The organism is Sphingomonas sp. CFBP 13733 (genome assembly GCF_014841795.1).
Taxonomy (GTDB): Bacteria; Pseudomonadota; Alphaproteobacteria; order Sphingomonadales; family Sphingomonadaceae; genus Sphingomonas; species Sphingomonas aerolata.
This window is the reverse complement of record NZ_JACYUP010000001.1, coordinates 765,888-787,247: the sequence shown is the minus strand read 5'-3', so window position 1 is coordinate 787,247 and position 21,360 is coordinate 765,888. Positions and strand designations below refer to the sequence as shown.

At 66.4% G+C, this 21,360-nt stretch carries 13 protein-coding genes; 4 read left to right on the top strand and 9 right to left on the bottom strand.

Translation table 11 applies throughout. The features are described 5' to 3' along the window. Positions 1-230: 230 nt before the first annotated feature. The 5 genes from IFT71_RS03345 to IFT71_RS03325 all read right to left on the bottom strand — a co-directional run bounded on the left by IFT71_RS03345 (position 231) and on the right by IFT71_RS03325 (position 6,380). Positions 231-1,826: an isocitrate lyase gene (locus tag IFT71_RS03345; protein ID WP_192139095.1), complete on the bottom strand. Its 1,596-nt coding sequence runs from the start codon at positions 1,824-1,826 to the stop codon at positions 231-233. Positions 1,827-1,970: 144 nt separating this feature from the next. Beyond that, positions 1,971-3,263: a dicarboxylate/amino acid:cation symporter gene (locus IFT71_RS03340; RefSeq protein WP_192139094.1), complete on the bottom strand. Its 1,293-nt coding sequence runs from the start codon at positions 3,261-3,263 to the stop codon at positions 1,971-1,973. Positions 3,264-3,373: 110 nt separating this feature from the next. After that, positions 3,374-3,601, bottom strand: coding sequence for a hypothetical protein (locus IFT71_RS03335; RefSeq protein WP_052380834.1), 228 nt, complete (start codon positions 3,599-3,601; stop codon positions 3,374-3,376). Between the two features lie 94 nt (positions 3,602-3,695). After that, positions 3,696-4,685: a cell wall hydrolase gene (locus IFT71_RS03330; RefSeq protein WP_192139093.1), complete on the bottom strand. Its 990-nt coding sequence runs from the start codon at positions 4,683-4,685 to the stop codon at positions 3,696-3,698. Between the two features lie 60 nt (positions 4,686-4,745). Beyond that, complete coding sequence (locus IFT71_RS03325) at positions 4,746-6,380, bottom strand: NAD(P)/FAD-dependent oxidoreductase (protein WP_031439479.1); 1,635 nt, start codon at positions 6,378-6,380, stop codon at positions 4,746-4,748. Between the two features lie 155 nt (positions 6,381-6,535). Between IFT71_RS03325 and IFT71_RS03320 the strand changes: the two genes are divergently transcribed. Next, complete coding sequence (locus tag IFT71_RS03320) at positions 6,536-9,859, top strand: hybrid sensor histidine kinase/response regulator (protein ID WP_192139092.1); 3,324 nt, start codon at positions 6,536-6,538, stop codon at positions 9,857-9,859. Positions 9,860-9,876: 17 nt separating this feature from the next. Here IFT71_RS03320 and IFT71_RS03315 read toward each other — a convergent pair whose 3' ends face one another. From IFT71_RS03315 to acs, 3 genes are all read right to left on the bottom strand, one after another. After that, entirely contained in the window at positions 9,877-10,665 is a 789-nt protein-coding gene (locus tag IFT71_RS03315; RefSeq protein ID WP_056407757.1) for a hypothetical protein, read from the bottom strand. An 82-nt stretch (positions 10,666-10,747) separates the two neighbouring features. After that, a complete protein-coding gene (locus tag IFT71_RS03310; protein WP_192070413.1) occupies positions 10,748-11,374 on the bottom strand; it encodes a response regulator transcription factor in 627 nt (208 codons plus the stop codon). Next, entirely contained in the window at positions 11,371-13,326 is a 1,956-nt protein-coding gene (gene acs / locus IFT71_RS03305) for an acetate--CoA ligase (RefSeq protein WP_192139091.1), read from the bottom strand. The genes IFT71_RS03310 and acs overlap by 4 nt, the downstream gene beginning before the upstream one ends. Before the next feature lie 147 nt (positions 13,327-13,473). On the opposite strand from acs, the gene IFT71_RS03300 reads away from it, so the two are divergent. Together IFT71_RS03300 and IFT71_RS03295 are read left to right on the top strand one after the other, a co-directional pair. Continuing rightward, the gene (locus tag IFT71_RS03300; protein WP_152555342.1) at positions 13,474-14,901 is read left to right on the top strand and encodes a DcaP family trimeric outer membrane transporter; all 1,428 of its coding nucleotides are present in this window, start codon (positions 13,474-13,476) and stop codon (positions 14,899-14,901) included. Between the two features lie 49 nt (positions 14,902-14,950). Next, the gene (locus tag IFT71_RS03295; RefSeq protein WP_031395000.1) at positions 14,951-16,618 is read left to right on the top strand and encodes an MFS transporter; all 1,668 of its coding nucleotides are present in this window, start codon (positions 14,951-14,953) and stop codon (positions 16,616-16,618) included. A gap of 54 nt (positions 16,619-16,672) precedes the next feature. On the opposite strand, the gene poxB is transcribed toward IFT71_RS03295, so the two are convergent. Then, entirely contained in the window at positions 16,673-18,421 is a 1,749-nt protein-coding gene (poxB, locus tag IFT71_RS03290; RefSeq protein ID WP_192139090.1) for a ubiquinone-dependent pyruvate dehydrogenase, read from the bottom strand. A gap of 357 nt (positions 18,422-18,778) precedes the next feature. On the opposite strand from poxB, the gene IFT71_RS03285 reads away from it, so the two are divergent. Next, positions 18,779-21,340, top strand: a complete 2,562-nt coding sequence (locus IFT71_RS03285; protein WP_192139089.1) for a TonB-dependent receptor plug domain-containing protein — start codon at positions 18,779-18,781, stop codon at positions 21,338-21,340. Positions 21,341-21,360 lie beyond the last annotated feature (20 nt).

The window sequence follows — 21,360 nt, the reverse complement described above, 5'->3', positions numbered from 1 at the left end:
CGGGGTCCAGTTGGAGAGGTGGGAGTAACGAAAGGCGACGCCTGCCATAACCGTCCCCCAACTGGGCCCCGGCCTTCGCCGGGGAGGTGTCTTTCAGTAGGCATGCGCGTCTTTACTGGCGTTGGAACAGGCCAGCGCCGCGGCAAAGCCGCGGCGTCGGACGGGGCTTTTGGCCCCGCCGGCCGGGCCTGACGCGGGTCCGCGCCGGAGCTTGCGCTCCGGCTCGGGCGTCAGGCCGCGAACTGGTTCATCGTGTTGTGGACGCCGCCGGCCTTCAGCGCCGCCTCGCCCGCGAAATACTCCTTGTGATCGTCGCCGAGATCGGAGCCCGACATGTTCTGGTGCTTCACACAGGCGATGCCCTCGCGGATTTCCTTGCGCTGGACGGCCTTCACATAGCCGAGCATCCCTGCATCGCCGAAATACTCCTTGGCGAGATTGTCGGTCGAGAGCGCCGCGGTGTGATAGGTCGGCAGCGTGATCAGGTGGTGGAAGATCCCCGCGCGCTTCGCCGAATCCGCCTGGAAGGTGCGGATGCGCTCGTCCGCCTCGTCGCCGAGCGGCGTGCCGTCATAGTCGACACTCATCAGGCGCGTCCGGTCATAGGCCGACACGTCGCGGCCGGCTTCGCTCCATGCATCGAACACCTGCTGGCGGAAGTTCAGCGTCCAGTTGAAGCTGGGCGAGTTGTTGTAGACGAGCTTCGCGTTGGGAACGACCTCGCGGATGCGGTCGACCATCCCGGCAATCTGTTCGATGTGCGGCTTCTCGGTCTCGATCCAGAGCAGGTCGGCGCCGTTCTGCAAGCTTGCTATGCAGTCCATCACACAGCGATCCTCGCCGCTGCCGGCACGGAACTGGAACAGGTTGGAGGGCAGGCGCTTCGGGCGGAGCAGCTTGCCGTCGCGGTTGAGGATGACGTCGCCATTCTGCGCGGTCGCGGGGTCGATCTCCTCGCAATCGAGATAGGAGTTATACTGGTCGCCGAGATCGCCGGGCATCTTGCTGACCGCGATCTGCTTGGTGAGGCCAGCACCGAGCGAGTCGGTGCGCGTGACGATGATGCCGTCCTCGACGCCGAGTTCGAGGAAGGCGTAGCGGCAGGCGCGAACCTTGGCGAGAAAGTCCTCGTGCGGCACGGTGACCTTGCCGTCCTGATGCCCGCACTGCTTCTCGTCGCTAACCTGGTTCTCGATCTGGAGTGCGCAGGCGCCCGCTTCGATCATCTTGCGCGCGAGCAGGTATGTCGCCTCGGCATTGCCGAAGCCTGCGTCGATATCGGCGATGACGGGGACGACGTGCGTCTGGTGGTTCTCGATCGCGTTGAGCAGGCGCTTCTCCTCGATCGCGTTGCCCGCCGCGCGCGCCGTATCGACGTCGCGGAACAGCATGCCGAGTTCGCGCGCATCCGCCTGGCGCAGGAAGGTGTAGAGTTCCTCGATCAGCGCGGGGACGCTCGTCTTCTCGTGCATCGACTGGTCGGGAAGGGGCCCGAATTCGCTGCGGAGCGCGGCGACCATCCAGCCCGAGAGGTAGAGATAGCGGCGGTCGGTGGTGCCGAAATGCTTCTTGATGCTGATCATCTTCTGCTGCGCGATGAAGCCGTGCCAACAGCCGAGCGACTGGGTGTAGTTCGCCGGGTCGGTGTCATAGGCGGCCATGTCGCGGCGCATGATCCCCGCGGTGTAGCGGGCGATGTCGAGACCCGAGCGGAAGCGGTTCTGCGCGCGCATCCGGGCGACCGATTCGGCGGAAATTCCGTCCCAGGTGCCGTTCCGCGCGGCGATCAGCTGGTCGATCTGGGTAAGGTCGGTCTGGAAGGTCATGCTGCATCCTCGTTCCGCGTTTGATGACGGATCGGTACACAAAATGACAACGAACTGCCCGGGTCGAGGGAGTAGCTACAGCGTCGCGCTGTCAAACTCCTGCGCGTGCCTGAGTCTTCTTGTCACGTTTGTGACAGCACGCGGTTATGCCGTGGCGGCCTGTGCCGTGCCGGCGCCGTGCAGTGCCGGATCGAGCAAGCCCTGCCGCTTGGCGACGATCGTCGGGACGAGCGCCTGCCCGGCGACGTTGACCGCAGTACGGCCCATGTCGAGGATCGGGTCGATCGCGAGCAGCAGGCCGGCGCCCTCGAGCGGGAGGCCGAGCGTCGACAGCGTGAGCGTCAGCATGACGACCGCGCCGGTCAACCCTGCGGTGGCGGAGGACCCTAGCACCGACACGAGCACGATCAGCACATAGTCGGCGGCATGCAGCGGAATGCCGTAATATTGGGCGACGAAGATCGCCGAGACCGCAGGATAGATCGCGGCGCACCCGTCCATCTTGGTCGTGGCAGCGAGCGGCACGGCGAAGGCGGCATAGGTGCGGGGGACGCCGAGGCCGCGTTCGACGACATCCTCGGTCACCGGCAGCGCGGCGATCGACGAGCGCGACACGAAGCCGAGCTGGATTGCGGGCCAGGCGGCGGCGAAGAACCGCCGCGGGCTGAGCCCGTTGGCGAGCAGGAGCAGTGGGTAGACCACGAACAGTACGATCGCGAGCCCGGCATAGACCGCGATGCTGAACGCGCCGAGCGCCGACAGCGATTGCCAGCCATAGCGGACGATCGCGTTGCCGAGCAGTGCACCCGTACCGATCGGCGTCAACCGTATCACCCAGCGCAGGATGCGGCGGAAAAGCGCGAGCGCCGATGCGTTGAAGGCGAGGAACGGCGCGCCCGCATCGCCGATCCGGACCGCGGCGATCCCGATCGTGATCGCGATGACGATGATCTGCAGGACGTTGAACGACAGCGCAGTCCGCGCGGTCTCGTCGGTCAGCTTGGTCGACGCCTCGAGCCCGAGGATATTGGCGGGGACGAGCCCACGCAGGAAGTCGAGCCACGACCCGGCGGTCGTCGGCGCGACCGCGCTGGCGGCACTGACCCCCGCGGTCACGCCGGGCTGGATCACCAGCGCGAGGACGATGCCGATCGACACCGCGATCAGCGCGGTGATCGCGAACCAGGCGAGCGTGCTGATGACCAGCCGGCGTGCATTGTCGAGATCGCGCAGCGCGGCGATCGACGCGATGATCGCCGTGAAGACGAGCGGGACGACAAGCGTCTTGAGCAACTGCACGAAGATCTCGCCAACGATGCGCAGCGTCTCAGTAAGGCCCGATCCCACGCCGGTCCCGCGCGCGACGAAGCCGAGCGCGAGCCCGGCGATCATCCCGATCAGAACCTGTAATCCGAACGATCGCCGTAATGTCTGCATGGCCGCTGTCCCGTATGAACCGGACGAAATACAGCTTCTGCATGGTGCGGTGCAACGAAGACGCTGTCCGTGCCGGGATAGCCGAGCTTGTCGGTCGAACGGCTCGTCAATCAGCGGATGATCGGGAATTCCTCGCGGAACCGGTCGACGAGTGTCTCGATCCGGTCGATGTCCTCGGCGCTGCCCGAGGGCGTGACCGACCAGTTGCAATGCGCGTGCGTGGCGGTGGAATAGACCCGGACCTCGCCGACCGCCATGCGCCAGCGACGCCGGTCGCCGAGATGGTCGCGGGTCAGAACGGTCACGAGCCGGTCGCGCAATTCGCTGGCAGTCAGCATCGGGGTCCGAAGCGGGTCATGGGGTAGGGCAGGTGAAGCAGCATGGCACGGGCGATACCGCGCCCGTCGCGTCGTGGCACCCCCCAAAGGGCTATCAGGTCGGATCGCTTTCCTCGGAGATCGAAACGACCGGCAGCGGGGCGCCACCGCCGAGAACCGGGCCAGCATGTGCCGAACCGATATGGATGCGGACGCCCGACGCCAGATGCACGCGTGGTATGGCGGCGGACGACTCCGGCGGTGTCGACAGCGCAGTCTCCACCCCCGGCATGGTCCGGCCGCGATGGACAGTGACGCCGGATCCCGCCGTACCGGGTTCGGTGGAGGCGGACGGGGACGCGGCGAGGATCGTATCGGGCGCAGCAACGCGCGTCGGTTCGACGCCCGCATAGGTCTGGCGGAAGCTCAGCGCGCGCTCCATCGCGCCGCGCCAGCGATAGAAGATATGGGCGCCGACCGCGCCGACCCGGCTGAGGCTGGGCGCCCACCAGGGCAGGATCGAGGCGGCGTGGTAGGAGGTCGACGCGCCGACCGGGGCGAAGACGCTGCCGTCGAACGCGGCGCGCGCGACCGATGCAGCCCTTGCCCAGGCGGCACCGTCGCGGGGGTGGTTCATCGAACCGTCGCAGGTGAAGCTGAACTGGCAGCCGGTGCGCCGTGTCGACCCCTGATAGACGACCCCGCAGACGCTGTGCGGAAAGGCACGGTCGCGCACGCGGTTGAGCACGACCTGTGCGACCGCGCGCTGGCCATCGGTCGGTTCGGATCGCGCCTCGTAATAGACCGCGGCGGTCAGGCAGGCGATCGCGCGCTGGCGGTCGTCGTCACTTTGCGCGGCGCCGGGAAAAGCGGGCGCGGCGGCGAGGGTGCGCGGGGTGTCGTCGGTGGAGGCTGCAGAGCCGGCAAAAGCGCGGTCGAGCGGTTCGGCGGGCGCCTCGAGCGCGAGCCCGGCGAGCAGGTTGCGCGCTTCTCCTGCGTCACGGACAGGGACGTCCGCAAGCGGTCCAGCCACGCGCGTCGACGGGGGAACGCACGAGGTACTGGCGGCGATCGCGGCGAAACCGAGCACTGTTCTCTTGAGCATGGGGTAGGTCGCGCGTCGTGACAGGAAGCCTGCGCGTACCACCCGGATGTTAGATAGTGGTTAAGCCCCCGGCGTGGCGCCGACGAGGCTAAGTCCGACCGCCTCGGCGACCTTGATGCCGTCGACGCCGGCCGACAGGATCCCGCCCGCATAGCCCGCGCCTTCGCCGGCGGGAAACAGGCCGATCGTGTTCAGGCTCTGAAAATCGTCGCCGCGCGTGATCCGGACGGGGGACGAGGTACGCGTCTCGACCCCGGTGAGGACCGCGTCGGGGTGATCATAGCCGGGAATGTCGCGACCAAATACCGGCAGCGCCTCGCGCATCGCGGTGACCGCGAACTCGGGAAGGCATTCGGCGAGATCGGTGAGGTGGACGCCGGGGCGGTAGGACGGGATGACCGAGCCGAGCGCGCTCGACGGGCGGCCGGCGAGGAAATCGCCGAGACGCTGCGCGGGGGCCTTATAGTCCGAGCCGCCCGCGACATAGGCGCGCGATTCCCAATGGCGCTGCAATTCGATGCCCGCCAGTGGATTGCCGGGATAGTCACGCGCAGGGTCGATGCCGACGACGAGTCCCGAATTGGCGTTGCGCTCGTTGCGCGAATATTGGCTCATGCCGTTGGTGGCGACGCGGCCTTCCTCGGACGTCGCCGCAACGACCGTACCGCCCGGGCACATGCAGAAGCTGTAGACGGTGCGCCCGTTCGTGCAGTGATGCGACAGGCTGTACGCGGCGGCGCCGAGATCCGGATGGCCGGCACAGGGGCCGAACCGCGCCTCGTCGATCCAGGATTGCGGATGTTCGATGCGGACGCCGATCGAGAAGGGCTTCGCCTCAAGGAAGACGCCGCGGTCATGGAGCATGTGAAAGGTGTCGCGCGCGCTGTGCCCGACCGCGAGCACGACATGATCCGCCTCGAGATAGTCGCCGGTATGCAGATGGAGCCCGCGGATGCGGCGCGTGCCGTCCGCATCGACCGCGATGTCGAGATCGTCGACGCGGTGCTCGAAGCGATATTCACCGCCGAGCGACTCGATCGTCGCGCGCATCGCCTCGACCATCGTCACCAGCCGGAACGTGCCGATATGCGGATGCGCCTCGGTCAGGATCTCGGGGGGAGCGCCGGCCTTGACGAACTCGGTGATGACCTTGCGGCCGAGATGGCGGGGATCCTTGATCTGGCTCCACAGCTTGCCGTCGGAGAAGGTGCCCGCGCCGCCCTCGCCGAACTGGACGTTGGACTCGGGGTTGAGGACGCTGCGGCGCCACAGACCCCAGGTGTCCTTGGTGCGTTCGCGGACCAGCTTGCCGCGGTCGAGGATGATCGGGCGGAACCCCATCTGCGCGAGGATGAGGCCGGCGAACAGGCCGCACGGCCCTGTTCCCACGACGACCGGGCGACGCGCGCCCGGCGTCTCGGGTGCCTTGGCGACGTGGCGGTAGCCGGTATCGGGCGTCGTGTTGACGTGACGGTCCTTGCGGAACCGCGCGAGGATCGTCGCCTCATTCTTCGCGGTGACGTCGATCGAATAGACGAGCTGGATGTCCATCTTGTCGCGCGCGTCATGCGCGCGCCGCGCGACGGTATAGCGGATCAATTCGCGGGGGGTGATGCGCAGCCGCTTGCAGACCGCGGCGGGGATCGCTTCGTCGGCATGGTTGAGCGGCAGCTTGAGTTCGGTGATGCGGAGCATGGGGCCCTGTAACGCGGGCCGCGTGGTTTCGCCATGAGCTGTGGTACCGAAGCGCAGACCGTGCAGGCCTTGCCCTGGAACGGCCCGGACTGCACGGTATCGGCATCCGGGAACAAGGGAGCTAGCCGATCAACAGCGCCGTCGTCATCGTCGCGATGCTTGCCTATGGCACCGCGTTGTTCGGGATCGCCTGGGTCGTCGATCGGCGCGGGCTTTCGCCGCGCATGGCGCGGATCGCCTATCCCTTGTCGCTGGCCGTCTATTGCAGCAGCTGGACGTTCTTCGGCGGCGTCGGCACCGCGGCGACGCGCGGCTGGGATTATCTGTCGATCTATCTCGGCCCGGCGCTGGTGTTCCTGCTCGCGCCGGGATTCCTGACGAAGCTCGTCCGGCTGGCGCGCGACGAAGGGTCGAGCTCGATCGCCGACTTCATCTCGGCGCGTTATGGTCGCAGCCGGAGTACCGCGGCGATCGTCGCGGGAACCGCGCTGGTCGCGTCGATCCCCTATATCGCGCTGCAGCTGCGATCGGTGACGCTCAGCTTCGGCGCGCTGGTCGGGATCGGCGGATCGGTGCTGGTCGGGCCGCTCGTCGCGCTGCTGCTGGCGACGTTCGCGATCAGCTTCGGCGCGCGACGCTATGAAGTGGCGGGTGGCAATACCGGCGTGGTCGCGGCGATCGCGGCGGAGTCGCTGATCAAGCTGCTCTGCTTCGTGGCGCTCGGCGGATTTGCGCTGACGCTGCTCGCGACGATGCCGGCCGCGCGGATCACGCTGCCGCTGACCGGGTTCGTCGAGGGTTTCGCGCCCGGCGCGCTGACCCCCGACTTCTTCGTCCGCACGCTGCTATCCGCCTGCGCGATTCTGTGTCTGCCGCGTCAATTCTATGTCGGGATACTAGAAGCGAGCGGCCCGGCGGCGGTGCGGCGCGCGCGCTGGCCGTTCATCGCCTATCTCGCGGTGATCTCGGTGATGGTCCTGCCGCTCGTGCTCGCGGGGTTGGCGGTGCTGCCCGCCGATACGCGACCCGACCTCTATGTGCTGGCGGTCCCGCTGGCGCGCGACAACGATCCGATGGCGCTGCTCGCGTTCATCGGTGGGTTTTCCGCCGCGACCGCGATGGTCGTCGCCGAGACGATCGCGCTGTCGACGATGGCGACCAACGACCTGCTGGCCCCATTACTGCTGCGGCGGCAGACCGATGGCGGGGAGGGCGATCTGGGGCGGCGGCTGCTGCGTGTCCGGCGCGTGATCATCGCCGCGATCGTCGCCGCGGCTTTGTGGTACGGCACGAGCATCGGCGACGAGCTGTCGCTCGCATCGATCGGGCTGATCGCGTTTGCCGGCGTTGCGCAGTTCGCGCCCGCGCTGATCGCAACCGTCGGCTGGGGCTTTGCCGATACCCGGGCGGCACGCGGCGGGTTAATCGGCGGCGTCGTCGTCTGGGCCTATTGCCTGTTGATGCCCTCGGTATTGGGTGGTTTCGGCGCCAGTCTTGCGAAAGCGAGCGGCGGACTGCTCGACCCCGATGCGCTGATGCGGGTCGCGCTCGGGTCCCCACTGGTCAACGGCACGATCTGGAGCCTGGGCGTGAATATCGCGCTGATGGCGGGGCTGCACCTGTACGCGGCGCGGCGGCGGGTGTTCGGGGGACGGCACAGCGTGCTGGATCACGTTACGACCTTTGGCGAGCTGAAGATCCTGGTCGCGCGCTTCGTCGGCGATGCCGAAGCCGCAGAGGGGCTGGACCCGCTGTCACGCGATCCGGGCGCGCCGATCGACGGACGCGCGGCCCGTCAGGCGGAGCGGCTGATCGCGGGCGTGATCGGCGCACCCTCGGCGCGGCTGATCGTGACGTCGAGCCTGGCGGGTTCGGCGATGGACGTAGGCGACGTCGTCCGGCTGCTCGACCAGCGGGGGCGCAGCCTGCGCTTCTCGCGGTCGCTGCTGTCGGCAACGCTGGAGACGATCGACCCGGGCGTCAGCGTGATCGACGCCAATCTGAGGCTGGTCGCGTGGAATCCGCGCTATGTCGAGATGTTCGACTATCCCGAGGACTATGTGATCGCCGGACGGCCGATCGCCGATCTGATCCGCTACAATGCCGAGCGCGGCGAATGCGGGCCGGGTGGCGTCGAAGCGCATGTGTCGCGCAGGCTCGCACATCTCGAACGCGGCCTTCCGCACAGTTTCGAGCGGCTTCGACCGTCGGGGCGGTGGATCAAGACAGTGGGTCAGGCAATGCCGGGCGGCGGCTATGTCCAGAGCTTCACCGACATCACCGCGGAGAAGACCGCGCAGGCGGAATTGGAGGCCCGGGTCGAGGCGCGGACGCATGATCTGGCGCAGTCGAATACGATGCTCGACGAGGCGCGGCGGCATGCCGAGACCGCGACGCGCGACAAGACCCGGTTCCTCGCGGCGGCAAGCCATGACCTGCTTCAGCCGCTTCATGCCGCCCGGCTCTTCTGCGCGGCGCTCGACGAGGGCAAGGCGCCGCACCAGGCCGACCTGGTCCGCGCGATCGATGGCGCGATCGGGTCGGCGGATACGCTGCTGCGGGCCTTGCTCGACGTGTCGCGGCTCGATGCGGGCGGGGTCGTGCCGAAGATCGAGCAGTTCGTGCTCGGGGACCTGATCGAGGAACTGGCCGCCGAGTTCCGGCCGCTTGCCGGCGAACGCGCGTTGAACCTCGCCTCGCACCCGGGGGCGCACATCGTTGCCACCGACCGGTCGCTGCTGCGCTCGATCCTGCAGAACTTCCTATCAAACGCGGTACGCTACACGCCGTCGGGGCGGATCTGGATCGGCGCGCGGCGGCGCGGCGGTGACGTCCTGGTCGAGGTGCGGGATAGCGGGCCGGGCATCGCGGCGGGTGACCGTGAACGGATCTTTGCCGAGTTCGAGCGGGTGGAGAGCAAGGGCAGCGCGGGCGGCGGTGTCGGCCTGGGGCTGGCGATCGTGCAGCGGATCGCGCAACTGCTCGACCTGCGGATCGAATTGCGGTCGCAGCCGGGTGCGGGATCGACCTTCGCCGTTCGCGTTCCGCTGGCGGCGCATGCGACGCTGCCCGACCGTGCCAGGACGGCCCCGGTCCTGCGCGACCTGCCGCCGGGGCTGCGCGTGCTGTGCCTCGACAATGATGCCGCCATTCTCGCGGCGCTCGACGCGGCGCTCCGGTCGCGGCGCTGCGTTCCGCTGCTGGCGGCGACGATCGAGGAGGCGATGACGCTGGCGGCGGACGAGGAGCCCGACGTCGCACTGATCGATTTCCATCTCGAGGTGGCGCAGGACGGACTGGACGTTGCCGAACGATTGTCGGCGATGGCGCCGGCGCCCGCGATCGCGCTGGTGACCGCGGACCGCAGCGCGGCGGATGATCCGCGCTGTGCCGGGATCACCGTCCTGAACAAGCCGGTGGTGCCAGGCGAGCTATGGGCATTCCTCGAACAGGCATCGGCGGCCGCGGCTGCGGTTTGAGGTGCTGACCAGCGCGCCTATTTGTTCGGTGCGCTGGTGAAGTCGATCTTGATGCGGACCCAAGCGCCGATCATCTTCTTGCCGCCGACCCGAGGCGGCAGCACGCGGAACTGCCATGCGGCCTGCCGCATTGCGCGGGCCAGCCCCGAGCCGACCGGGGATTCGCCGAGCGACCGGCAATTCTCGACCCTGTAATTCTCCGCAGTCCGGCAGGCGATCAGTGCCCAGCTGCCCGGGGGTGCGCCATTGGGAACATAGCCTGCAAGTTCGGCATGGCTCGGTTCGGTATACCATTCGGCATTGTAGAGCCGCTCGCCACTCGGACCTTCGCCCGGGCCGTAGGCAGAGCCGCTGTCCTTGCCGGCGCCCGCGCCATCGGTGTCAGAGCCGCCCGCCTGTCGATCGCCTGGGTGCGACGGGATCTTGGATATGTCCGCCGAATCGAACAACTCCATGCCGCCCGCCAGCATCTTGGGGAAGGCCGGGGCAGGGGTGACGGGGCGCGGGTCCGACGCCGGCGCGGTCGATGGCGGGCGGGGCGATCTGGGCGAGGCGCCGCCGGCGACCTTCTTCGCCTTTTCGATCACCGGGCGTTGCGGGGTCTCGGGTTTCGTCTCGCGGTCGGGTAACAGGCGGAAGCTGCTGGGCGGTGGCGTCGGCTCGGGCTTGGTCGGCGTTGGCGCGAGCCGCAGCAGCAGGAGAATGACGACGACATGCGCGGCGATCGCCAGCAGGAATGAACGCGCGCGCCGCCAGAGCGGCTGGCGCGATCGGTTCGACGCGGACAGGTAGGACGTCGAAGCCATTGATGGTCGCCTAGACCGCGCAAGGTGGTGTCGCAAGACGTCGATTGCCGTGCGGCTCGTCTCGCAAGTGGGAGGCGGTCGGCTAGTCGGCGAAGCGAATGTCGAGCGCGCGCGCGGCAAGCACCGCCTGGGTGCGGTTCTGGACGCCGAGCTTGCGCAGGATCGCGGTCATGTGGCCCTTTACGGTCGCCTCCGAAACGCCGAGGTCGAACGCGATCTGCTTGTTGAGTCGCCCCGCGAGAACGCCGAGCAATACTTTCAATTCGGTCGGGGTCAGGCTGGCGACGCGATTGGAGATGTCATCGGCCGGCAGGGCGGCGACGGGGGCATCGCGGTCGCCCGCCAGCGCGCGCGCGACCGCATTTTCGAGCGTGGCGAGATCGGCGGTCTTCGACACGAAGCCGACCGCGCCATAGGCGCGCGCGCGCGGCGCGGCCTCCGCCTCGTCGGCGGACGAGATGACGACGATCGGCGTGTCGGGACGCTCGGCATGCAGCAGGGCGACACCCGCAAAGCCCTCCGATCCCGGCATCCGCAGGTCGAGCAGGATGAGATCGAGGCGGGCGGCACCGCGCGCCGCCTCGATCGCCTCGCCGAGCTGCCCCGCCTCGAGGATCGTCGCATCGGGGGCCGCGCGACCAACCGCCAGCTTCAGCGCCTGGCGAAACAGCGGGTGGTCGTCGGCGATCAGGATCGTGCGCGCGGTCATGCGAAGGCGGCGGTGGCCTTTTCGCGACCCGTGATCAGCGCGTCGACGACCGTCGGGTCGGCGAGCGTCGAGGTATCGCCAAGGCCGTCGAGCTGGTTCTCGGCGATCTTGCGCAGGATTCGGCGCATGATCTTGCCCGAGCGCGTCTTGGGCAGGCCACGGGCGAACTGCAGGACGTCGGGCGTCGCGATCGGACCGATCTCGCGGCGGACCCATTGGACGAGTTCTTTGCGCAGCTCCTCGCTCGGTTCGGCATTCGCGTTGAGCATGACATAGGCATAGATGCCCTGGCCCTTCACGTCGTGCGGCATGCCGACGACCGCGGCTTCGGCAACCTTCGAATGCGCGACCAGCGCGCTCTCGACCTCGGCAGTGCCCATGCGGTGGCCGCTGACGTTGATGACGTCGTCGACTCGGCCGGTGATCCAGTAATAGCCATCAGCGTCGCGGCGGCAGCCGTCACCGGTGAAATACTTGCCCGGATAGGTCGAGAAATAGGTCTGGAAGAAGCGCGCATGATCGTTCCACACGGTCCGCATCTGCCCGGGCCAGCTGTCGGCGATCACGAGATTGCCCTCGACCGCGCCGTCGAGCACCTTGCCGTCGGCATCGACCAGTTCAGGCTTCACGCCAAACAGCGGCTTGGTCGCGCTGCCGGGCTTGAGCGCGGTCGCGCCGGGGAGCGGGCTGATCATGTGTCCGCCGGTCTCGGTCTGCCACCAGGTGTCGACGATCGGGCAGCGGCCTTCACCGACGACATTGTGATACCAGTTCCAGGCCTCCGGGTTGATCGGCTCGCCGACCGACCCGAGCAGGCGAAGCGACTTGCGGCTGGTCCGCGTGACCCAGTCGTCGCCCTCGCGCATTAGCGCGCGCAGCGCGGTGGGTGCTGTGTAGAGCGTGCTGACCTGATATTTATCGACGATCTGCCAGAAGCGGCTGTGATCGGGGTAATTGGGAACGCCCTCGAACATCACCGTCGTCGCGCCGTTCGCGAGTGCGCCGTACAGCGTATAGGTGTGGCCGGTGACCCAGCCGACATCGGCCGCACACCAGAAGACGTCGCCTTCGCGGTAGTCGAACACATATTCATGCGTCATCGACGCCCAGACGAGATAGCCGCCGGTGGTGTGGAGCACGCCCTTGGGCTGCCCGGTCGATCCGCTGGTGTAGAGGATGAACAGCGGGTCTTCCGCGTTCATCGGTTCGGGTGCGCAGTCGGTCGACTGGTTTGCGACGCACTCGTGATACCAGCAATCGCGGCCCTCGGTCATCGCGATGTCGCCGCCGGTGCGGCGGACAACGATGACCGTCTCGACGCCGAGATCGCCCTGATCGAGCGCGGCATCGACATTGGCCTTCAGCGGAATCGTCTTGCCGCCGCGCAGCCCTTCGTCCGCGGTGATGACAACGCGGCTGTCGCAATCGTGGATCCGGTTGCACAGGCTGTCGGGGGAGAAGCCGCCGAACACGACCGAATGGATCGCGCCTATCCGCGCGCAGGCGAGCATCGCGAACGCGGCTTCGGGGATCATCGGCAGATAGATCGTGACGCGGTCGCCCTTCGCGACGCCGCGTGCCTTCAGCGCATTGGCGAGCCGGGACACTTCGTCACGCAGTTCGGCGTAGCTGATCGTGCGCGAGTCGGCGGGGTCGTCGCCTTCCCACAGGATCGCGGTCGCATCGGGGCGTGCATCGGCGTGGCGATCGACGCAATTGGTGGCGACGTTGAGCTGGCCGTCCTCGAACCAGCGGATGCGGAAATCGGCCTCGTCGAACGACGTGTCCTTGATCTTGGTCGGGGAAATGATCCAGTCGAGCCGCTGCGCCTCTTTCGCCCAGAAGGCATCGGGATCAGTCGCGGCCTCGGCATACATCCGGTCATAGGCGGCGGCATCGATCCGTGCGTCCTTGGCCCATGCTGCGGGAACGGGATAGCTGGCCTCGGTCATCACACTCTCCTTTTGCCGCCGTTCTAGACGGTCGCGCGGCACGCGGCACCCCCAACCAAAGTCAGGGATGATCCCGCCCGGGCGATCCGCCATCGTCGTGTTGCTTGCATCTACGCGTCAGACCGGTGGAGCAACCAGGAGGTTGGGATGAGACGATCGGTATTCACGACGTTGCTGCTGGGCACGGCCCTTGCCGGGCTGACGCCGGGCGCCGCCTTCGGCCAGACCGCGCGAGAGGCGGAACTCGAAGCACGGCTCAAGGCGCTCGAAGCAGCGGTCCAGGACCTTCGCGGTGAGTTGACCGCAGCGCGTGCAACCGCCGCCGCGGCCCCGACTGTGCCCCCACAGACCGCCGTCGCTGCGTCGCAGGTGACGGCGCCGGCCGCATCGCCCGGCGGATCGCCCGGCGCGACCAATGTGGCCCAGGCCAAGCCTGTCGCGACAAATTCGGCACCGACCGACGGTTTTCGCATGGGGAACACGACGGTCAAGCTGGGCGGTTTCGTTCGCCTCAACGCCATCGCCAGCCGCTACAGCGGTGGCGAGGTCGCGGTCGGGGGGCTGGGCAAGGAGTTCTTCCTGCCGCAGCAGATCCCGGTCGGCGGCGGGTTCTCCAGCCAGGACCTGTTGCTCTCGGCGCGCCAGACCCGCCTGCAGTTCAGCACGGCAACTCCGATGAACGGTACCGACATAAAGACGCTGGTGGAGTTCGATTTCGCGCTCGCGACGGCGCCGGTCGGTGCCCAGCGCGCGACCAACCCCTACACGCCCACTTTCCGCCGTGGCTTCATCGAATATGGCAATCTGCTGGTCGGGCAGGAATGGTCCACCTTCCAGAACATCGCGGTGCTGCCCGAAACGACCGATTTCGTCGGCCCGCTGGACGGCACGGTGTTCAACCGTCAGGCGCTGATCCGCTACTCCATCCCCTTGCGAACCGGGCTGACGTTGCAGGTCGCGGTCGAGAATCCCGAAACGGAAACGGCGCTGCCCGCCAATGCGGCGCTGGTCGACACGGATGACGACCGCCTGCCTGACGTGGTGGCACGGCTGAACTGGAAGTCGACACTGGGCGATTTCGCACTGGCCGGCATCGCGCGCGAATTGCGCACCGATACGCTGGGCCGCGGCGATACCGCCTTTGGCTGGGGTGTTTCCGGGTCCGGCAAGATCCCGATCGGCAAGCGTCACGACCTGCGCTTCATGGCGACCTACGGCCAGGGCATCGGCCGGTATCTGGGATTGGGATATGTCCCCGACGCGATCTACGGCGGCACCGCGACGCAGCTCGAGCGGATCGACAATTTCGCGGGCTTCGCGGCACTGCGTATCGGCTGGACCGATGCGATCCACTCGACGCTGATGGGCAGCTACCAATCGGCCGATTATCCGGCCGGCGTGATCGTCACGGGGTTGGCCAATGCCAAGTCCTATGGCGGTGCTGCCAACCTGTTCTGGTCGCCCGGCAAGGGCTTCGACATCGGCGTCGAATATCGCCACGCCGTCCGCGAACTGGTCTCGGGTGACACCGGTGCGCTCGACCGCATGGAATTCGCCTTCAAATACGGGTTCTGATCGCCCGACGTTCCAAAATCACCACCGCTCCACTTGAGAGGATACCGCCATGGCAACGACAACAGGGGACGCATCGCCCCTTGGTCACGTGAAGCAGAGCCAGCCACTGATCATTATCGCGTCGTCGCTCGGCGCGGTGTTCGAATGGTATGACTTTTATCTGTACGGGCTGCTCGCGACGATCATCACCGCGCAGTTCTTCTCGGGCGTCAACGAGACGACCGGTTTCATCTTCGCGCTCGCGGCGTTCGCGGCCGGGTTCGCAGTGCGGCCGTTCGGTGCGCTGGTGTTCGGGCGGATCGGCGATGTCGTCGGGCGCAAGAACACCTTCCTCGTGACCATGGCGATCATGGGCCTGTCGACCTTCCTCGTCGGTCTGCTCCCGAGCTATGCCTCGGTCGGCGTCGCCGCGCCGATCGCGCTGGTCGTGCTGCGGCTGCTGCAGGGCCTCGCGCTCGGCGGCGAATATGGCGGTGCTGCGACCTATGTCGCCGAGCATGCGCCCGACAAGAAGCGTGGGCTGTTCACCAGCTTCATCCAGACCACGGCGTCGCTCGGTCTGTTCGCCGCCCTGCTGATCGTCATCGGCGTGCGCACGCTCGTCGGCGAGGAGGCGTTCGCGGCCTGGGGCTGGCGTATCCCGTTCATCGTCTCGATCGCGCTGCTCGCGGTGTCGCTCTGGATCCGGATGCAGCTCGAAGAGAGCCCGGTGTTCCAGAAGATGAAGGAGGAGGGCAAGACCTCCAAGGCACCGCTGACCGAGGCGTTCGCCAAATGGGGCAACCTCAAGATCGTGCTGATCGCGCTGTTCGGTGCGGTCGTGGGGCAGGGCGTCGTGTTCTACACCAGCCAGTTCTACGCGCTGTTCTTCCTCGAAAAGAACCTCCGTGTCGACGGGCCGACGACGAACATCCTGATCGCAATCGCGCTGCTGATCGCGACCCCCGCGTTCATCTTCTTCGGCTGGCTTTCGGACAAGGTCGGGAGGAAATGGATCATCCTGACCGGCTGTGCGCTCGCCGCACTGACCTATATGCCGCTGTTCCACGCGCTGTCGAAGGCAGCCAACCCCGCACTCTATGCGGCACAGCTGTCGTCGCCAGTCAGCGTCGTCGCCAACCCCGACGAATGCTCGGTGCAGTTCGATCCCGTCGGCAAGAACAAGTTCGACAGCAGCTCGTGCGACATCGCCAAGTCGTATCTGGCCAAGGCCGGCATTTCCTACACCAACGTCGTCGCACCAGCGGGCACGGTCGCACAGATCCATATCGGCGGCGCGACCATTCCGGTCGTCAATCCTGCGATCGTGACAGGGGCCGATCGTACTGCAGCGATCAAGGCGTTCGGGGCCGAGGTGAAGACCGCACTGACCGCGGTCGGCTATCCCGAAAAGGCCGACCCGGCGCAGATCAACAAGCCGATGGTCGTCGCGATCCTCGTCCTGCTCGTGCTGTACGTGACGATGGTCTATGGCCCGATCGCCGCGCTGCTGGTCGAATTGTTCCCGACGCGGATCCGCTACACGTCGATGTCGCTGCCCTATCATATCGGCAATGGCTGGTTCGGCGGGTTCCTGCCGACCGCGGCCTTCGCGATGGTCGCGGCGACCGGGGACATCTATTACGGGCTCTGGTACCCGATCCTGGCCTGTGCGGTTACCGCATTGGTCGGTCTGGTCTTCCTGCCCGAGACGTTCCGCCGCTCGTTGCACGGCTGAACGCAAGTATCGAGCAGTCCCGGGGTGCGGCAGCCGCCGCACCCCGGATCTGTTTCAGAACAGCGTCTTGAACAATCCGGCATTGGTCTTGCCGAGTTCGACGATCGAATCCCCCCGACCACTCATCACCGCTTTCGCCATATAGAGCGTGAAGCCCTTCATCTGTTCGAGCGTGATCTTGGGCGGCATCGACAGTTCGGTGCGCGCCGTGACGGCATCGAGCAGCGCGGGCCCCGGATGCGCGAGCACCTCGCGTACGCCGGCCTTGACCTCGCCAGGGTCGGTGACGCGAACGCCGTGCAGACCGATCGCGCGCGCCATCGCGGCGAAATCGGGATTGTCGAGCGCGACGCCGGTCTCGATCATCCCCGCCGCCTTCATCTCCATTTCGACAAAGCCGAGCGTGCCGTTGTTGAAGACGATGATCTTCACGGGCAGGCCGAGCTGCCGAACGGTCAGCAATTCACCCATCAGCATCGCGAGGCCACCGTCGCCCGACAGGCTGACGATCTGACGGCCGGGATAGGCGGCCTGCGCGCCGATCGCCTGGGGCAGGGCGTTTGCCATCGAGCCATGGTTGAACGACCCGATCAGTCGGCGGCGGCCGTTCATCTCGAGGTAGCGCGCTGCCCAGACGGTCGGGGTGCCGACATCACATGCAAAGACGGCGTCGTCGCTTGCCAGGTAGCTGACGACGCGCGCGACATGCTGCGGGTGGATCACGCCGCTGCCCGGGGTGCCGGTCGCGAGCTCGTCCAGGCCTTTGCGCGACTTGGCGTAATCCTCGCGTGCGTCGCGCAGGAAGGCGCCGTCGCGCTCGCGTGTCAGCAGCGGCAGCAGATGGTCGATCGTCGCGCCGACGTCGCCGACCAGTCCGAGATCGATCGCGGTGCGGCGCCCGAGATTTTCGGGCCGCAGGTCGATCTGCGCCACCTTCGCCTTTTCCGGATAGAATTGGCGATAGGGGAAGTCGGTCCCGAGCATCAGCAGCGTGTCGCACGCCATCATCGCATCATAGCCGGACGAGAAACCGATCAGCCCGGTCATGCCGACATCGTAAGGATTGTCATATTCGACGAATTCCTTGCCGCCGAGTGCATGGACGACCGGTGCCTGGAGCACGCCGGCAAGCGCGACAAGTTGCGCATGCGCCCCCCGACAGCCGCGACCCGCGAGGATCGTCACCTTGCCGGCGTCGTTCAGCAGCGCGGCAAGGCGAGCGAGCGAGTCCTGATCGGGGATGATCGTGGCCGCTTCGGGCAGCAACGCCGTGCGGGATCGGGCGATAAGGCCCGTGGTCGTGCGCAATGCAACATCGCCCGGCATCGCGACGACCGCGACGCCACGATGGCCAACCGCGGCGCGGATCGCGGTATCGAGCGTGCGCGGCATCTGATCGGCATCGGAGATCGTCTCGCAATAGACGCTGCATTCACGGAACAGCGCCTCGGGCCGGGTTTCCTGGAAATAGTTGGAGCCGATTTCCGCGCTCGGTATCTGCGCGGCAATCGCCAGCACGGGCACGCGGGTCCGGTTGCAGTCGTACAGCCCGTTGATCAGATGCAGGTTGCCCGGCCCGCAGGAGCCAGCGCAGACCGCGAGCTTGCCGGTGAGTTGCGCTTCGGCGCCGGCCGCGAAGGCCGCCGCTTCCTCGTTGCGGACGTGCACCCATTCGATCGTTCCGCGCCGCCTGAGCGCTTCGGTGAGACCGTTCAGGCTGTCGCCGACCACGCCATAGATGCGCTCGACGCCGGCAAGTTCGAGCGTCTCGACGAACAGGTCGGCGATCAGGGTCTTGGGCATCGGGCGTCTCCGGGTCTCGAAAAATGGTGAAGGTCGAGGCCTCAACGCGTCCCGGCGGCAAGTGACGCGGCGGAATCGCGGAATTGACCCTAGGAGCGGTATGACCGGATCGTTGCAGAAATGTAACAAGTCCGGATTTTCGGTCCGAAAACGCGTGCGGATACGATCTCGTTACCCTGAATCGGTTGCATTCAAAATTTGGAGACCCGAGCATGCGCAACGGATCCCGGCAACATCCCGGGCCCATGACAAAGGATTGATTTCGGCACGGCCAGTATTGCGTGAGCAAACGACGTAAATCGTCGATGGACTTGGGGGAAGGATCCGAAAAGGCGCTCACCATTCGGGGGTAGCCTAATGAAGATTGCTCATCATATCTCGCGTCACGCCTTGATCGTTGCCCTTGCTGCTGGGGGGCATGTTTCGGCCAGTGCCCAAGAGCTTGCCCAGACGACAAACCCCGCCACGGTAGGATCGGCCAGCCCGCCGACAAGTGATGCGTCCGACGACATCCCCGACGACATCATCGTGACGGGGACGCGTGCGACCGGCATTACTGCTGCCGAAAGCGCGGCACCGATCAAGGTGCTGGATGCCGACATGATGAGCCATGTCGGCCAGCCCAATCTGAACCAGATCCTGACGCAGTTGGTCCCGTCCTTCACCGCGCAGGCATTTGGCGGCGACACCGCGAACCTGACGCTGTCCGCGCGGTTGCGCGGGCTGAGCCCCAACCACACACTGGTGCTCGTCAACGGCAAGCGCCGGCATGGGACCGCCAACCTCGCAGTGCTCGGCGGGCCCTATCAGGGTGCGGCGACCGCGGATCTGGACCTGATCTCCCCCTCGTCGATCAAGCGGATCGAGGTTCTGGAAGACGGCGCGGCGGCGCAATATGGCTCGGATGCGATCGCCGGGGTTATCAACATCATCCTGAAGGACGGCGATACGGGCGGCGATGGCTATGCGACCGCGGGCGAGAATTACCAGACGGGCGGGCGGACCTATGCCGGGACGCTGCATCTCGCGACGAAGATCGGCGAGGACGGGTTCCTCAATGTGACGGCCTTTCACCGCTATCACGACTTCACGCAGGTCGGCGGTCTCGACCGGCGGGTGACGGACGGTGATGGCAAGTTGCTGACCGGCACGACGTCGCCGGCGCTAAGTCCCCTGCAACAGCAGCTCTACCCGAATATTTCGGGCTTCCCGTACGTCAACCGGATCAACGGCGATGCGCAATCCCGCCTCACCAACCTGCAATTTAACAGCGCCTACGACTTCGGCGCGGCGGAGGTGTATAGTTTCGGCACCTATTCGAAGCGGATCGCCAGCGCGTACGAAAATCTGCGCGTACCGACGCGGGTCTCGCGGACGATCGGCGGGGTTACGACCTATTTCGATCCTGACGGCGACAGCCCGGTCAACGGCTTTTCGCCGCGCGAAAAGATCCGCGAGGACGACATGGCGTTTACCGGCGAGGTTCGCGGGCTGCTGAGCGGCTTCGACTACGACCTGTCGACCAGTTTCGGGCAGGACAAGAACCTGATCTACACCGTCGATTCCGCTAACGCCTCGCTCTACGCGGATACCGGATTTACGCCGACGAGCTTTTATGACGGCTTCTTCAAGGCGACCGAGTTCACCGCGAACGCCGATGTCACACGCGAGATCGCGGTGGGCATGGCGGCCCCGCTGAACCTCGCATTCGGCGCGGAGTATCGGAAGAACGTGTACGAGATCGGCTCGGGCGATGCCGCATCGATCTACAAGGAGGGCGGGCAATCCTATCCCGGGTTCCGGCCATCCGATGCGGGCGTGAACGGCCGCAACAGCCAGGCGGCCTATGTCGATGTCGCGATGATGCCGATCGACGGGCTGAAGGTCGATGTTGCCGGACGCTATGAACATTATTCCGATTTCGGCAGCAAGTTCATCTACAAGGGGACGAGCCGCTACGACTTTTCGGATTCGTTCGCGCTTCGCGGCACGGTCTCGACCGGGTTCCGGGCGCCGACGCTCGCAGAATCCTATTATTCCGCGACCAATGTCTCGCCGACGTCCGCGTTCGTGCAGCTGCCGGCCAATTCCGCCGCGGCCAAGCTCCTGGGGTTTGCCAATCTCAAGCCGGAGAAATCGACCAATTTCAGCCTTGGGACCGTGCTGCGCCCGGCACCACGCCTGACGATCACGATCGACGCCTATCAGGTCAAGATCCGCGACCGCATCCTCGGGACCGGCTCTCTGTACGGCAGCGGTGGTGCGACGAACTTCCCGATCGTGACCGCAGCCATTCGGGCGAACGGTAATATCCTTGACCCGACCGTCAATCAGACCGGGATCAACATCTTCACCAACGGCGCGGACACGCGGACGCGCGGCATCGATCTGGTGGCGAGTTACGTCACTGATCTTGCCGACTATGGCAAAGTGAACTGGATGCTGTCGGGCAACTATAACGAGACCAAGGCGCTCAGGCTGAATGCGGCGCCTGCGACGCTCGGCGGCATCCCGCTCTTTGACCAGGAGGCGATCAGCTATCTCGAGACGGCGTCGCCCAAGACCAAGGTGATCGGTTCGATCGTCTATGCGCTCGACAAGTTCGGTGCGACGCTGCGCGGGACCGTCTACGGCAAGACGACGGCGTATCTGACCCCGGATGGCGGCGCATATTACGAGCAGACGGTCGGGTCGGCGTTCATCGGCGACGTCGAACTCAACTACGATCTGACCGCCGCACTCAAGCTGTCGGTCGGTGCAAACAACCTGTTCAACAAGCGGCCGCCGACCGTCGGGCTGGTGCCGGGGTCGACCAACTCGCTGGTCAACGACGCCAATGTTCTCGACGGGCCGCTGACGTTCAGTCCCTACGGCATCAACGGCGGCTATTATTACGCGCGCTTCAATATTACCTTCTGACGAGATCGGGCGCGGCGCTC

Bases quoted from the DNA above. Each gene is read 5' to 3' on its own strand.
- acs (WP_192139091.1), bottom strand. From the start codon at position 13,326: ATGACCGAGGCCAGCTATCCCGTTCCCGCAGCATGGGCCAAGGACGCA.
- IFT71_RS03310 (WP_192070413.1), bottom strand. From the start codon at position 11,374: ATGACCGCGCGCACGATCCTGATCGCCGACGACCACCCGCTGTTTCGC.
- IFT71_RS03320 (WP_192139092.1), top strand. From the start codon at position 6,536: ATGCTTGCCTATGGCACCGCGTTGTTCGGGATCGCCTGGGTCGTCGAT.
- poxB (WP_192139090.1), bottom strand. From the start codon at position 18,421: ATGCCCAAGACCCTGATCGCCGACCTGTTCGTCGAGACGCTCGAACTT.
- IFT71_RS03315 (WP_056407757.1), bottom strand. From the start codon at position 10,665: ATGGCTTCGACGTCCTACCTGTCCGCGTCGAACCGATCGCGCCAGCCG.
- IFT71_RS03295 (WP_031395000.1), top strand. From the start codon at position 14,951: ATGGCAACGACAACAGGGGACGCATCGCCCCTTGGTCACGTGAAGCAG.
- IFT71_RS03300 (WP_152555342.1), top strand. From the start codon at position 13,474: ATGAGACGATCGGTATTCACGACGTTGCTGCTGGGCACGGCCCTTGCC.
- IFT71_RS03335 (WP_052380834.1), bottom strand. From the start codon at position 3,601: ATGCTGACTGCCAGCGAATTGCGCGACCGGCTCGTGACCGTTCTGACC.
- IFT71_RS03330 (WP_192139093.1), bottom strand. From the start codon at position 4,685: ATGCTCAAGAGAACAGTGCTCGGTTTCGCCGCGATCGCCGCCAGTACC.
- IFT71_RS03285 (WP_192139089.1), top strand. From the start codon at position 18,779: ATGAAGATTGCTCATCATATCTCGCGTCACGCCTTGATCGTTGCCCTT.
- IFT71_RS03345 (WP_192139095.1), bottom strand. From the start codon at position 1,826: ATGACCTTCCAGACCGACCTTACCCAGATCGACCAGCTGATCGCCGCG.
- IFT71_RS03340 (WP_192139094.1), bottom strand. From the start codon at position 3,263: ATGCAGACATTACGGCGATCGTTCGGATTACAGGTTCTGATCGGGATG.
- IFT71_RS03325 (WP_031439479.1), bottom strand. From the start codon at position 6,380: ATGCTCCGCATCACCGAACTCAAGCTGCCGCTCAACCATGCCGACGAA.